Origin of the sequence: Idiomarina sp. X4 (assembly GCF_002808045.1) — a bacterium.
Taxonomy (GTDB): Bacteria; Pseudomonadota; Gammaproteobacteria; order Enterobacterales; family Alteromonadaceae; genus Idiomarina.
Window position 1 is genome coordinate 2,206,414 of the sequence record NZ_CP025000.1, and the last position, 13,877, is coordinate 2,220,290.

At 47.9% G+C, this 13,877-nt stretch carries 11 protein-coding genes; 8 read left to right on the forward strand and 3 right to left on the reverse strand.

The features are described from left to right. Window positions 1-3: 3 nt before the first annotated feature. Both mfd and CWC33_RS10665 read right to left on the reverse strand, forming a co-directional pair. On the reverse strand, window positions 4-3,483 hold the full coding sequence (gene mfd, locus CWC33_RS10660) for a transcription-repair coupling factor (protein WP_100691906.1): 3,480 nt from the start codon (window positions 3,481-3,483) through the stop codon (window positions 4-6). 71 nt (window positions 3,484-3,554) lie between these two features. Beyond that, a complete protein-coding gene (locus tag CWC33_RS10665) occupies window positions 3,555-4,196 on the reverse strand; it encodes a PilZ domain-containing protein (RefSeq protein WP_100691907.1) in 642 nt (213 codons plus the stop codon). An 85-nt stretch (window positions 4,197-4,281) separates the two neighbouring features. Between CWC33_RS10665 and CWC33_RS10670 the strand changes: the two genes are divergently transcribed. The 3 genes from CWC33_RS10670 to CWC33_RS10680 are packed head-to-tail and all read left to right on the forward strand — an operon-like array spanning window position 4,282 to window position 7,443. After that, window positions 4,282-5,508, forward strand: coding sequence for a lipoprotein-releasing ABC transporter permease subunit (locus CWC33_RS10670; RefSeq protein WP_100691908.1), 1,227 nt, complete (start codon window positions 4,282-4,284; stop codon window positions 5,506-5,508). After that, window positions 5,501-6,211: a lipoprotein-releasing ABC transporter ATP-binding protein LolD gene (gene lolD / locus CWC33_RS10675; protein WP_100691909.1), complete on the forward strand. Its 711-nt coding sequence runs from the start codon at window positions 5,501-5,503 to the stop codon at window positions 6,209-6,211. Before CWC33_RS10670 ends, lolD begins: the two co-directional genes overlap by 8 nt. Next, entirely contained in the window at window positions 6,208-7,443 is a 1,236-nt protein-coding gene (locus CWC33_RS10680) for a lipoprotein-releasing ABC transporter permease subunit (RefSeq protein WP_100691910.1), read from the forward strand. Before lolD ends, CWC33_RS10680 begins: the two co-directional genes overlap by 4 nt. Here CWC33_RS10680 and CWC33_RS10685 read toward each other — a convergent pair. Further along, the gene (locus tag CWC33_RS10685; RefSeq protein WP_088767963.1) at window positions 7,440-7,949 is read right to left on the reverse strand and encodes a DUF2062 domain-containing protein; all 510 of its coding nucleotides are present in this window, start codon (window positions 7,947-7,949) and stop codon (window positions 7,440-7,442) included. The genes CWC33_RS10680 and CWC33_RS10685 overlap by 4 nt on opposite strands. Before the next feature lie 50 nt (window positions 7,950-7,999). Between CWC33_RS10685 and CWC33_RS10690 the strand changes: the two genes are divergently transcribed. The 5 genes from CWC33_RS10690 to kdsB are packed head-to-tail and all read left to right on the forward strand — an operon-like array spanning window position 8,000 to window position 13,871. Continuing rightward, window positions 8,000-10,156, forward strand: a complete 2,157-nt coding sequence (locus tag CWC33_RS10690) for a DNA internalization-related competence protein ComEC/Rec2 (RefSeq protein WP_100691911.1) — start codon at window positions 8,000-8,002, stop codon at window positions 10,154-10,156. Between the two features lie 35 nt (window positions 10,157-10,191). Further along, window positions 10,192-11,940, forward strand: a complete 1,749-nt coding sequence (msbA, locus tag CWC33_RS10695; protein WP_100691912.1) for a lipid A export permease/ATP-binding protein MsbA — start codon at window positions 10,192-10,194, stop codon at window positions 11,938-11,940. After that, window positions 11,940-12,926, forward strand: a complete 987-nt coding sequence (gene lpxK / locus CWC33_RS10700; protein ID WP_100691913.1) for a tetraacyldisaccharide 4'-kinase — start codon at window positions 11,940-11,942, stop codon at window positions 12,924-12,926. Before msbA ends, lpxK begins: the two co-directional genes overlap by 1 nt. Next, a complete protein-coding gene (locus CWC33_RS10705; protein ID WP_100691914.1) occupies window positions 12,916-13,113 on the forward strand; it encodes a Trm112 family protein in 198 nt (65 codons plus the stop codon). The genes lpxK and CWC33_RS10705 overlap by 11 nt, the downstream gene beginning before the upstream one ends. Beyond that, window positions 13,110-13,871, forward strand: coding sequence for a 3-deoxy-manno-octulosonate cytidylyltransferase (gene kdsB, locus CWC33_RS10710; protein WP_100691915.1), 762 nt, complete (start codon window positions 13,110-13,112; stop codon window positions 13,869-13,871). The genes CWC33_RS10705 and kdsB overlap by 4 nt, the downstream gene beginning before the upstream one ends. The last annotated feature ends 6 nt before the right edge of the window (window positions 13,872-13,877 follow it).

Genomic DNA, 13,877 nt, shown 5'->3' on the forward strand with positions numbered 1-13,877 from the left:
GCACTAGGCTTCCGACTGCTCAGAAAACTCATCAAGTAATGACTCTATCAGTTTTAAGCGACTTTGAGTATCTTCAAGCGACTGACTGATGCGCAGTCGGTTTGGACCGTCCAGTTTGTAATGGTTCGGGGCTTTTTGAATTAACCCGATAATTACTTCCGGGTTTATCTTGGTGTTATCCGCAAACTCAATGGCACCGCCCTGATTACCAACATCCACTTTGCGAATGCCCAGTTGTTCGGCATGGTTCCGCAGACTGGTTTGACGTAACAAGTTCTTAGCCGCGTCAGGCAGTAGCCCAAAGCGGTCAATTAATTCCACCTGAATGTCATCAATTTCTTTATTGGTTTCGCAGTTAGCAATGCGTTTATACAGGCTAAGGCGATTATTAATATCCGGAATATAGTCATCAGGTAGCAGGGCCGGTAACTTCAGGTCAATTTCTGATCGCTCATGCAGTAATTGCGACAGTGACGGTTCTTTACCCGCTTTTAACGCATCAACGGCTTGTTCCAACATGTCCATGTATAAAGTGAAGCCGATGCTTTCAATCTGACCGCTTTGGTCGTCGCCCAGTAACTCACCGGCGCCCCTAATTTCTAAGTCATGAGTGGCCAGCATAAAGCCCGCGCCTAAATCTTCTAATTGAGAAATCGCTTCCAGGCGCTTGGCGGCGTCTTTAGTCATACGCTTAGGATGCGGGGTTAACAAATAAGCATACGCCTGATGATGCGAGCGTCCGACACGACCACGAAGCTGGTGCATTTGTGCCAGCCCGAGGTGATCGGCGCGATCCATAATAATGGTATTAGCGCTGGGTATATCAATACCAGTCTCAATGATGGTCGTACACACCAATACATTGAAACGCTGGTGGTAAAAGTCTGACATAATTTGTTCAAGTTCACGTTCACGCATTTGCCCGTGGGCAATAGTGACACGGGCTTCCGGTACCAGCTCTTCAATGTCGCGGGCAGTTTTTTCAATGGTGTCTACGTTGTTGTGTAGGAAGTACACCTGACCGCCGCGTAGGATTTCACGCAGTATCGCTTCTCGCACTGTTGGCTCGTCATACTCCCGTACGAAAGTTTTAACGGCCAGACGTTTCGCCGGTGGCGTTGCGATTATTGACAGGTCACGAATGTTATTCATGGCCATGTTCAGCGTTCGCGGAATCGGGGTTGCGGTTAATGTTAGAATATCAACATCGGCTCGTAGCCGCTTAATGGTTTCCTTCTGGCGTACGCCAAAGCGATGCTCTTCATCGACAATCAGTAAGCCGAGATCGCGGCATTTCACGGTATCTTGCAGCAACTTGTGAGTGCCGATAATAATATCGACTTTGCCGTCTGCCAGGTCGCTAAGAATTGCGTTGGACTGCTTGGTCGTTTTAAACCGAGAAAGTACCTCCACACGCACTGGCATATCGGCGAAGCGGTCACTGAAGTTTTCGTAATGCTGTTGTGCCAACAACGTGGTGGGCACTAACACCATGACTTGTTTGCCTTCGTTTACCGCAATAAAGGCGCCGCGCATGGCCACTTCCGTTTTACCAAAGCCAACGTCACCACACACCAGCCGATCCATCGCCCGAGGTTGCTGCATGTCATGTTTAACCGCTTCAATGGCGGTATGTTGGTCAATAGTTTCTTCAAACGGGAAGCCAGCGGCAAAGCGCTGGTAGTCGTCGTCATTAATTTTGAATGGGTAGCCTGGCTTAGCCTCGCGGCGGGCATAGATATCGAGCAGCTCGGCAGCAACGTCCCGTACTTTCTCGGCAGCTCGTTTTTTGGCTTTTTCCCAGGCATCGTTGCCCAGTTTGTGTAATGGTGCATGGCTTTCTTCGCCGCCGCTGTAGCGACTTAACACGTTTAGGTTGGCTACCGGCACATAAAGCTTTGAGGCACCTGCGTATTCAATAGTCACGAACTCTGTAGTGACATTACCGGCATCCAGCGTTGTCAGCCCCTGATAGCGGCCGACGCCGTGATCGATATGAACGACGGGTTGCCCGGGTTGTAACTCTGCCAGGTTACGAATGAGTGTATCGGCACTGACCGTGGCTTTTTGCTCACGGCGGCGACTTTGCACTACGCGGCTGCCAAATAGCTCTGTCTCGGTAATGAACCAGAGTTTGGCATCGGGCAAATAAAAAGAGTTGACGATGGGGCTTATAATTAACCCCACACCTTTTGCAGGCGCGTCTCCTAAATGCTGACACAGAGTTACTTTATGACCTAACTTGGCAATAATCTCCCGCAGTGCTTCACGACGTCCAGCGGTTTCTCCGGAAAGAATAACCCGCTCTGACTCTTCTAAAGCGTTATTAATAACGTGGTTTAGCTTTGCAAAAGGCGCTTTTTGGTGATGATCGGCGGCTATATCGGATACTGACTGCGAGTGAAACTGAACCGGGCCTGGTTGTGCCATGTCTGCAGGAACGCTGGCACGCACGCGGCGGTACTGCTTAAAGTTAGCGTGAATTGCATCAACCGGTAAAAACACCTCGTTCGGATGCAGCAATGGACGCAGCGGGTCGAACTGACGCTGGTCGTAACGGTGATTAATGTCCTGCCAGAGTCGTTCAAGACTTGCCTGAATGTTGCCAAAGGTCACCAGTACCGTGTCTTCCGGCAAGTAGTCAAATAACGAGGAAGTTTCCTCAAAAAACAAAGGTAAATAGTATTCGATACCACCCGGCAACTGGCCTTTGCTGACTTGTTGATACACCGATTCGCGTTCAGTACTGGCTTCAAAACGCTCGCGATATTGAGCGCGGAACCGCTCAATCGCGGTTTTTGTCATTGGGAATTCGTGCGCCGGCAGCAGATTAATATCGTCTATCGGGTCTTTTGACAGCTGAGTTTCAGGATCAAACGGACGAATGGTATCCACTTCATCATCGAAAAAATCCAGTCGATAGGGCGTTTCGCTGCCCATTGGGAACAAGTCTAAAATGGAACCTCGCGCACTGAATTCACCGTGCTCCATAACCTGGTTAACATGTCGGTAGCCCGCTCGCTCAAGTTTTTCCCGCAACTTAATGGCATCCAGCTGCTGACCTTTTTCTATTTGCAGTGCCTGCCCTGACACATAAGAGGTTGGGGCAATGCGGTGCATCAAGGTATTAACGCTGACAATAAGCGCACCGCGCTTGGCCGACGGTAATCGAGCCAGTACGGACAAGCGATCAGAAATAATATCCTGATGCGGTGAGAAACTGTCGTAAGGCAGTGTTTCCCAGTCGGGGAAAAGCGTGATGTCGTCATGATACTCGGTGTGCTCGCCGGCAAAGAATTTTACTTCTTCTTCTAAGCGGTAAGCCTGATTCGCATCGGCGGTGACGACCAGAACCCTTCCTGGTGTTGAATCGATGAGTTTGGCTAGCGCCAAAGCTGGTGCACTGCCTTGCAGCTCCTGCCAGGTAATGTCTTTGTTTTTAGATGAAGGAAAGGGAGGTCGTAATACAGATGCCTTAGTCATGACTACTCAATAGTTACGTTAAAAAGGTTGCAGTAAAAGCTGCGCGAACGACAGTATTATACTGAAAATGACTAAGAATTGGATGAGTCGTCTGCTTTTTCCTCAGCATTACTTTTTTGTTCACGGCGTTGCTTGGAGCGCTCTTTTAATTGGCGGCTTTGTGCGTGCAGGCTTGCTCTTATGAGAAGCTCCTGATCTTCTTCGCGAATACGCTCAAAGCACAGAGTGCAAAGGAATTGGTCACTGTTATCAAGTGGCTCTGAGCTCTCAAGGCGTGTGTAACAGTAAATAGCCAACGCCTCTTGTTTGAAAAAAAGCTTTGCCTGAAATATTTGACCGACTTCCAACTGAGCGTCAGAAACAACCCGGATACCGCCACCACCGTATTCCTTTCCGGAAAACCGATGCGCCGCATCGTCCTCGTTACGCAGCATATAGCCAAGTAGAATATTCAGGCGCTTGTGTTGCTGTTCAAGAAAGTCGACTAACGCGCTTCCGGCAGGCTGTTCAACCTTAATGGCTTGAATTTTATGGGTGTCACTTTCGGCCATGCTCGAGGCAATCAAAAACAGCTCCGGAATTTGCGCTTCAAATTCGTCATCATTTGGCAGTTGGTCAGCATTGTCGAGCGGAACCAAGTTCACCGGGAAGTCGTCCTGTATGGTGAAGAAATCGCCTATTGGTGCTGTCATCGATGTCTGCGATTGCATCATTGCCTCTGCTTTTAGTTGTCAGGCTGTTTACAAGTCATTATGCTTGCTCGTAATGAATTAGCAACCACAAAAACATTGAGGGAACATGTTTCAGCCCGTCGAGCTGTTTATCGGACTGCGTTACAGTCGCTCACGACAGGGATCACCCTTTACTGCCTTTATTAATCGCTTTGCGTTTATCGGTATCGCGCTGGGCGTTATGGCGCTAGTCGTGGTGATGTCGGTAATGAATGGTTTTGAGGGGCAGCTGAAAGAGCGCATTTTGGGAGCCGTACCTCAGGTCACGGTTCATGACTCTGACAGCTCTCGACAACTGACCCGTTGGCAGGAAGCCCGCGAAGCCTTGCCGGATATTAAAGCCGTTCAGCAAATACTCCCTTATGTTCAAACCCAGGCCATTGTGCAGTTAAGTGACAAACTGTCGGTGGCACAAGTACAAGGGGTTTATCCGCTTAATGTCGGCTTACCCGGGCCGATGAAAGGCAAACTTACTCAAGGCGACTGGAACTCACTTAACGCGGGAGACTACCACCTTATTATTGGCGAGCGAATGGCGCAGCGACAAGGTTTAACGCCCGGCGATACCGTCCGTTTAGTTGCGGCTGAAGGCGGCGTTTATACGCCGTTTGGCTTAGTGCCTTCGCAACGTCGATTTGTGGTCAGCGGTATATTTTCGATGGGCTCTGAAGTCGATGAGTCAGTGGTTTTTGCGCACGGCGATGACATTGCTCGGCTTATTCGCTTACCCAATAATGCCGTAACCGGTTTACAGTTGTACTTAGATGATGCGTTTAAGGCACCTATTGTCGCTGAGCAAATTCGCAATGAAACTGAGTTCACGGTGTCTGACTGGCGTTCGAGTTACGGACAACTGTTTGAAGCGGTGGGGATGGAAAAGCGTATGATGTGGTTGATGTTGGCACTCATTATAGCGGTTGCCGCGTTTAATACCTTGTCGGCACTTATTATGGTAATTAACGACAAACGCCACGATATCGCTATTTTGCAAACTATTGGTCTTTCTCATAAAAGCATTCGCTCTGTGTTTCTTATGCAGGGGTCTTATAACGGCGTCGTAGGCTCAATTATTGGCGTTATTCTCGGGCTTTTGGTGAGCCTGTTTTTAAACGACATTATGGCGTTAATGGGTGGCGGTTTCACCGTTGGCAGCGGCGGTTTACCCGTATCCATTCAGGCAGGACAAATTTTCTTGATAGCAGTCGCCGCTATTGCATTAACCATTTTAGCGACGGTTTACCCAGCGTTACGGGCGGCTCACACGCAACCTTCGGAGGCGCTTCGATATGACTGATTTACTGCATTGCAGCGGACTGAGTAAGACCTATCAGGACGGCGATAACCAGGTTAACGTATTAAAGTCGGTCGACTTTTCCATTTCTGCCGGCGAGATGGTTGCTATTGTTGGGGCGTCAGGCTCAGGGAAAAGTACCTTACTGCATATACTGGGCGGGCTGGAAAAGCCAACGACAGGTGAGTTGATGTTTAATGATCAGGACATGACAAGCTGGTCATCTGACAAGCTGTCCAGCTGGCGCAACAGCAACCTCGGCTTTGTGTATCAATTCCATCATTTATTACCGGAATTTTCGGCACTGGAAAATGTGGCTATGCCGCTATTAATAGCTGGAGAGAAATCAAAAAACGCTAAGCAAACGGCACAAACTTTATTAGAGCGAGTTGGATTAGGTCATCGTTTGTCGCATCGTCCTTCGCAGCTTTCTGGTGGTGAGCGGCAGCGAGTAGCGATTGCCCGGGCTTTTGTTAATAACCCGGATATTGTGCTGGCGGACGAGCCAACAGGGAATTTAGATGGAGAAGCGGCGGCCAGTATTTATCAATTAATGCTCGAACTGAATAAAGAAAGAGGCACAGCCTTTATTGTGGTGACGCATGACAACACATTGGCAGAGCAGCTGCATCGGGTTGAGCGATTAGTTGACGGTACTCTGGAGGCTAAACGGTCTAATAACGACGCACAGGTGAGTCATCAATGAGTTTAGCTTGGCTCTTGGCAAAACGATTCCGCAGTCGCCGCGATAAAAAGGGTTTTTTATCGTTTATTTCAACGTCGTCAACGACAGGTATTGCATTGGGTTGTGCGGTACTTATTGCCGCATTATCGATGATGAATGGCTTTCAAAATGTGTTACAGAACAAGTTGCTGTCTGTGGTGCCTCATGTTGAGTACAGCGCTGTGGAAGGTGAACTTAAAAATTGGGAGCTCATCAGCAAAATTGCGTTAGAGCACCCCGGCGTGACGGCAACGGCACCCGGTATTAATAGTACGGTTATGGTGCAAACTGATACCAGTTTTCACGGTATTCAACTTAAAGGTATTGACCCCGCCAAAGAAAATACGGTATCTGAGCTGGCCCGTTATGTTAGTCAAGAGGACTGGCAGCGTTGGACTTCTGAAGGCGGCATTTTGCTCGGCGCTGGCATTGCTGAAAAACTCAATGTTAAGGTCGGCGATTCATTGTCTATTTTGTTTCCTGAAAAGTCACAAAGAGGCTTTCAGTCTCCTAAACGTAAACGATTGAAGGTAACCGGGCTGTTTGAATTTGGTGGTGAAATTGATCACTTAAATGCCTACGTGTCGCTAGATACGGCGATGCACGAATTAACAATTGCCGACGGGGTCACTTCCGTTCGACTAGCGCTGAGCGATGTCTTCACCGCACCGGCAGTCGCCCAAGAGGTCGGTAATCAGTTGCCTGAGTTGGTGTATCTGAATGACTGGACACGTACCCATGGGCATCTTTACAGAGATATTGAACTGGTTCGCTCGGTCGTTTATCTGGTTTTGGTACTGGTAATGGCCGTGGCGTGTTTTAACATTGTATCGACGTTGGTGATGACGGTTGCGAAAAAACGTCGCCAAATTGCGATGTTGAAAACACTGGGCATGAAGGACCGGACATTGTTACTGACATTTATGCTGCAGGGAATCATGAACGGGCTTTATGGCGTACTCTGGGGTGCCGGTATTGGTATACTGCTAGGACAGTTCATGCCGGATATTATGCGTATTATCGAGTCGTTATTTAATATCGATATTCTCGATGGCGGTATCTATTTTGTGAGTGAAATACCGTCACAATGGCAGTGGAATGATGTTGTTTTAGTGAGCGCTGTTGCACTTATCATGAGTTGGTTGGCAACCATCTACCCGGCTTGGCGGGCAATAAAAGTAGAACCCGCTAAGGCGCTGCACGACAGAGGCTAGTCACTTTGACGGTTGCGCCATGCTTTAACGACCGAGCGCCGCCAAAGTAAGCGAATCGCAATATAGCCAATTAAACTCGACAGTGTTCCTAAAATTAAGCAGCCGAGAATAAAGGCGGGACCAATGGTGGAAATGCTATGTCCCAGCCACTCCCAACTCAACTCAAACGCAAAGGGCTGTGGCGGTTCAGCCAAAATGGCATTACCTACCAAATAGCACAGATAAAACATCGGGGGCATGGTAATCGGGTTCGAAACCCAAACCAGACCAACGGATAGCGGCAGATTAACTCGGAAAGGAATGGCCGAAGCGGCCGCTAATAACATTTGAAAAGGAACAGGAACAAACGCGCAGAATAGGCCGACAGCGAACGCGCCGGAGGCTGATCGCCGGTTTAAGTGCCATAAATTTGCATCATGCAATAGGCTGCCAAATATTCTTATTGCCTTAGACTCACGCACTTTTTGGTGGTCAGGCATAAAGCGTTGAATAAAGCGTCTGGCCATAATGTGATGTTTATTACCTGTTTCGATTTGCTCCAGGGAGGGAGCAAGCGATGGATTTAAAAACCATCAGGTTACTACTTATTGTTGTATTTTGCGGCATTTCTTGGGTGAATGCCAACCTTTATTGGCAAGAGTTTCAGTCATTACCCAGCGAATACTTTGACTCAGAGCATGATATTCAAATAACTCTCGATGAAATCCCTCAAGTCTATCAATATCATACGCGCATTACGGGACGGGTTTTGCGTGCAAGAGACTTCTTACCCTCCTGGTACCAAGATATAAAAGTGCAGTTAAACCTTTACACTTACGACGAAAGTATCACTCTTAAAGCGGGAGACACGATACAAGGCACCGCGATCTTCAAAGTGCCAAAGAGTTCTCGTAACGATGGCAGCTTCAACTATAAATCGTACTTAATGCGGCAGGGAATAAGCGCCACCGGCTCGATCAAAAACGTATCCGTGGTAAGCCGTTCACCTACTATTCGTCAGCAGGTTTTTGATGCCTTAAAGCAGGCGGAGTTAGAGTTCGGCGGTGTTATTGCAGCTTTAACAATTGGCGAACGCAGCTTGCTGTCATTCGAGGTAAAAGAAGCTTGGCAAAAGACTGGGCTCGCTCACAGCCTTGCGATATCTGGGTTGCACATAGGTATGGTGGTTGGCTCGGTGTTTCTGTTTGTTTCGTTTTGCTTTCGGTATTTACCAGTGGGTCCCGGTTTTCGCGAGCGTTATAACAAACGTTTGGTATGCGCCTGTGTTGGTATTGTGGTGGCGGTGTTCTACGCATTTTTGGCCGACTTTGCCATATCGACGGTTCGTGCACTTGTTCTTGCGGGAATTGTACTTATGCACAAGTTACTTGCTGTTAGGGTTAGCCCCTTGCAGTTGCTGCTAAGAACTAGCTTTGGGGTTTTTGTTATTGATCCGTTTGCCTGGCAGGATGCTGGATTTTGGTTGTCAATTTGCGCCGTCACCACGTTATTTTTTAGCAATTGGCGCTGGCGCTCAAAAGCAGGACGCTTGGCCAACCTGCGACAACTCTGGTTCATCCAGTGGGTGCTGTTAATTATCATGGCGCCGCTATCCGTCTACTTATTCGGCGGTTTTTCACTGTTTGCACCGCTGGTTAACTTGCTGGTTTTACCGCTTATCAGTTTTTGGATTTTACCGCTATCACTTATTGGAACCTTGTGCAGCTTATTTGAAGGCAGCCGTTACGCTCAGTGGCTATGGTACATCGCAGAACAGCCGCTAGTTTACATAATGCCTTACTTAAATCAGCTCAGTGTTCATCCCTGGAATTGGCTGGCAATAGACACTTTGGCAGCGACCCGGGACGCTCGTTTTGGGGCGTTATGGGCGCTAATTATTGTATTTACTGTCCCTGTTGTGCGCGTTTGGCAGCGGATCTTGCTTGTTGTTTGTTTACCGTTCGCTACCTATGTCTTGCTGAATCAGCGAGACGGGCAACTGCGAATCCATGTGTTAGATGTTGGGCAAAGCCAGGCGATTATTGTTGAGAGAAACGGCCGTGCTTTGTTAATGGATACCGGAGTTTCTTATCACAGCGGGTTTAGTGTGGCCGAGCAGGTGATTGAACCTTTTTTGCGGTACCACGGATTAGTTCCGGAGCTTGCGATTATCAGCCATAAAGATAATGACCACAGTGGCGGCAAAGCTTATTTAGAAAATCGTTATCCCGGAATAAAGTGGTTTGGCGCGACAACCGACAAGCCATGCCTGGCTGGGCAGACGAACTATTGGAATGAACTGTCTTTGCACACGTACTGGCCAACGGCGTCGTATAAAAAAAGCGGTCAGCTTAGCCGTAACAATGAATCGTGTGTCGTACAGTTACGTTGGCATGAATTTACCATGCTTTTCCCCGGTGACATTGAAATGGGGGCAGAACAATCGTTATTGGCTTCAGTTCACTCAAATGAGGTGCTCAATTCAACGATTCTGACCATTCCTCACCACGGCAGTAAAACGTCAACAAGTTGGCCATTGTTGCAGGCGGTAGATGCTGAAGCGTACGTTATTAGCTATGGAAAGCATCGTGGCTATAACTTCCCGCACCGATATACGATAGGTCGTTTACAGCGTACCGGTGCGCCTTGGTTCGGCACGCAAGAGGTGGGGCAAATCACCATTACCAGTAATGGGTACTCATGGAGTTTGGAGTTACCTCATGAAAACAGGTAGAATGCACAAAGTTTTAATGACTTATATGAGACTACATGGATTCTCAGCAAAAAAAACAGACGACTTTTAAGCGTTTAATTGGTTATATCAAACCTTACAAACTTGCTTTTATCGCCGCAGTTATTGGTATGATCGGATATGCTGGCGTTGATACATTATTCTTCTCACAAATTGAAACCCTTATAGACGACGGGTTAACTGAGCAAAACTCCGATATTCTCATTTACGGTGCCATTTTCGTCCCGTTTTTCTTTATTATTCGGGGCTTTTTTAATTTTGCCTCAAGCTACTTCTTGAATTGGGTAGGCTTTAAAGTTGTCACAAAAATGCGACAACAGTTGTTTGATCATTTAATGAAACTGCCAGTCTCATTCCACGACCAGCATTCTACCGGCGATTTAATTTCAAAAATCACCTATGACACGCAACAAGTTGCGGAGGCCAGTAGCAGGGCTTTGCTCGTTTTAGTCCGTGAAGGCGCTTTTGTTATTGGACTACTGGGTCTCATGTTTTACCAAAGCTGGCAGTTATCGCTAGTCTTTTTGGTTGTTGGACCACTTATCGCCAAAGTTGTCTCGGTCGTGTCTAAGCGTTTTCGTAAAGTCAGCAGCCGTATTCAAACAGCCATGGGGAATGTGACAACCACCGCCGAGCAAATGATTAATGGCCACAAAGTGGTGGTCATGCACGAGGGTCAAAAGAAAGAGTCAAAACGGTTCTCAGAAATAAATAATACGACGCGTAACCAGAACATGAAACTGGTGAATACGCGCGTTATTAGTACGTCGGTTATTCAGTTCATTGCGTCATTGAGTTTGTCGATGGTGCTGGTTATAGCGAGCTTCCCGGAAATGCTGGGAGAGCTATCGGCCGGTGCGTTCACGACCTTGCTGACATCGATGATCATGCTATTACGCCCATTAAAGCAACTCACCAATGTGAACAGTGACTTTCAGCGCGGTATTGCTGCGGCAACGAGTGTGTTTACTATTCTTGATGAGCCTATTGAAATTGATAAGGGCTCAAAAGTGATTGATCGCGCGGCCGGGCAGATTGAATTTGATGATGTGAGCTTTGGTTACCAGCAGGGCGATGACTTAGCCTTAGAGCATGTCAGCTTCAATGTTGCCCCAGGCAAAACGATAGCGCTGGTAGGACGCTCAGGGAGTGGTAAGTCAACAATTTCGAACTTGTTGACCCGTTTTTACGATGTTGAACAGGGGCGCATTTTACTCGATGGCCACAATATTAATGACTACAAGTTGAAATGCTTACGCCGACAATTTGCTCTGGTTTCCCAGCACGTCACGCTATTTAATGACACTATTGCTAATAATATCGCTTATGGGGCGTCAAAAGATGTGTCAAAAGACGATATTGTCAAAGCAGCCGAGCAAGCGTACGTAACCGAATTTACGGACAATATGCCGAAAGGTTTGGATACCATGGTGGGTGAAAACGGCGTTATGTTGTCGGGTGGCCAACGTCAGCGTATCGCGATAGCCAGAGCGTTACTGCAAGACGCACCAATACTTATTCTTGATGAAGCAACCTCGGCACTTGATACGGAGTCTGAGCGTCATATTCAGCAGGCCTTAGGGGCGTTACGAAAAAACCGTACAGCTATCGTTATTGCTCACCGCTTATCGACCATCGAAAATGCCGATGAAATTTTGGTGATGGATAATGGTGAAATAATTGAGCGAGGTACTCACCAACAGCTTCTCGATCAGGAAGGCGCTTATTCCCAACTGTATAACTTACAGTTTCACGGAGGCGCCTAATGTGGCTTCAACAGCAGTGGTATAAGGCGCGTATTCATCCGCTTTTATTGTTACTAGCGCCGTTGTCATTGCTGTTTTGGCTGCTGACAAACCTACGCCGTAGCTTTTATTTTTTAGGGCTATTTAAGCGCCACAAAGTGGATCTTCCGGTTATTGTGGTGGGTAATATCAGCGTTGGAGGCACCGGCAAAACACCCATGGTTATTGCGCTTTGTCAGTGGCTGAAAGAAGAGGGGTGGACGCCGGGCATTGTTAGCCGTGGCTACGGGGCGAAAGGCCCTTTTCCTCATTCTGTTGCTAAGAACGATAATGCGGAAAGAACGGGTGACGAGCCGTTAGTGATGCATAAACGTACAGGGTGCCCCGTGATTATTGCTCCCAAACGGGTTGAGGCCGCAGAGTATATGGTGGAGAAACACCCTGACGTCGATATCATTATTTCCGATGACGGTCTCCAGCACTATGCGCTTAAACGCGATATTGAACTGATTATGCTGGACGCTGAACGCGGTGTGGGGAACGGATGGTTGTTGCCGGCTGGCCCTCTTAGAGAAGGGCCATGGCGCTTAAAAGGCTCTCAATGGGTAGTGTCAAATTATGGTCGCCACCCATTTGCCCGGTATGTGACGGAAGTCGAAAACGGCCAATGGTATCGGGTCGATAATAACGAGCAAAGTGAACTGGATAAAGAACAGACTTATAACGCAGTGGCAGCTATTGGCTATCCGCAGCGGTTTTTCAATTCCTTGAAAGATCAAGGTTTTAAACTAGAGCAAACCGTACCTTTTAATGATCATCATGAGTTTGTTGAAAGTGATTTGAGCGACCTGAAAGAATTCCCCCTATTAATGACAGAAAAAGACGCTGGAAAATGCCAATCGTTCGCGTTAGATAATTGGTATTATCAGCCAATAGCAACCAAACTGCCCGATTCGCTTAAAGAGCAGTTACTGAAAGAGTTGGAAAGGAAACGAAATGCCCATTGAAGCTAAAACGTTAAATATACTGGCGTGCCCTAAGTGCAAGGGGAAATTGGTTCACTATGTGGAAAAAGACGAGTTGGTTTGTCGAGGTGAGCAGCTTGCCTATCCGATTAGCGAAGGTATTCCGGTACTAATTGCCGACAAAGCACGTGAAATCAGCAGTGAAGAGTTAGAAAAGGTTCCTTCATGAGCTTCACTGTAGTGATTCCGGCCCGTTATGGGTCAAGTCGTTTACCCGGTAAGCCCTTAGCTGATATCGGCGGCAAGCCCATGGTTCAGCATGTTTATGAGCGCGCACAACAAAGTGGTGCAGGGCGGGTTATCGTTGCCACTGATGACAGCAGAATAGAAAGCGCAGTAGAAGCCTTTGGCGGTCAGGTATTAATGACCTCACCAGAGCATAATTCGGGCACCGAGCGTCTGGCCGAAGTGATTAATAAACTGGCTATTGAAACGTCCGAAGTGGTCGTCAACGTACAGGGCGACGAGCCCTTTATCCCGCCGGAAATCATCCGCCAGGTAGCTGATAACCTGGCTAACCAGACGGCTGCGCGCATGGCGACGCTTTCTGTACCAATAAACGACGCGGAAGACATCTTTAACCCAAATGCAGTCAAAGTGGTGACTGACAGCCACGGTTATGCATTGTATTTCAGCCGTGCAGCGATACCGTGGAACCGCGATGAATTTGCGAAAGAGCAGCCATTACAGCCGGCGGTTATTGAGAGTTATCAACGTCACATTGGTATTTATGCGTATCGTGCGGGTTTTGTATTGGACTACATTACCTGGGAAAACAGCCCACTTGAGCATATTGAGTCGTTAGAGCAGTTACGCGTACTTTGGCATGGCGAGCGTATTCATGTCGCTGAGGCAATAAAAACGCCCGCGGCAGGTATCGACACTGAAGCCGACTTGCAGCGGGCGCGAGCACTGGCCAGCAGCTAAGCTGGC

Bases quoted from the DNA above. Each gene is read 5' to 3' on its own strand.
- mfd (WP_100691906.1), bottom strand. From the start codon at position 3,483: ATGACTAAGGCATCTGTATTACGACCTCCCTTTCCTTCATCTAAAAAC.
- CWC33_RS10665 (WP_100691907.1), bottom strand. From the start codon at position 4,196: ATGATGCAATCGCAGACATCGATGACAGCACCAATAGGCGATTTCTTC.
- CWC33_RS10670 (WP_100691908.1), top strand. From the start codon at position 4,282: ATGTTTCAGCCCGTCGAGCTGTTTATCGGACTGCGTTACAGTCGCTCA.
- lolD (WP_100691909.1), top strand. From the start codon at position 5,501: ATGACTGATTTACTGCATTGCAGCGGACTGAGTAAGACCTATCAGGAC.
- CWC33_RS10680 (WP_100691910.1), top strand. From the start codon at position 6,208: ATGAGTTTAGCTTGGCTCTTGGCAAAACGATTCCGCAGTCGCCGCGAT.
- CWC33_RS10685 (WP_088767963.1), bottom strand. From the start codon at position 7,949: ATGGCCAGACGCTTTATTCAACGCTTTATGCCTGACCACCAAAAAGTG.
- CWC33_RS10690 (WP_100691911.1), top strand. From the start codon at position 8,000: ATGGATTTAAAAACCATCAGGTTACTACTTATTGTTGTATTTTGCGGC.
- msbA (WP_100691912.1), top strand. From the start codon at position 10,192: ATGGATTCTCAGCAAAAAAAACAGACGACTTTTAAGCGTTTAATTGGT.
- lpxK (WP_100691913.1), top strand. From the start codon at position 11,940: ATGTGGCTTCAACAGCAGTGGTATAAGGCGCGTATTCATCCGCTTTTA.
- CWC33_RS10705 (WP_100691914.1), top strand. From the start codon at position 12,916: ATGCCCATTGAAGCTAAAACGTTAAATATACTGGCGTGCCCTAAGTGC.
- kdsB (WP_100691915.1), top strand. From the start codon at position 13,110: ATGAGCTTCACTGTAGTGATTCCGGCCCGTTATGGGTCAAGTCGTTTA.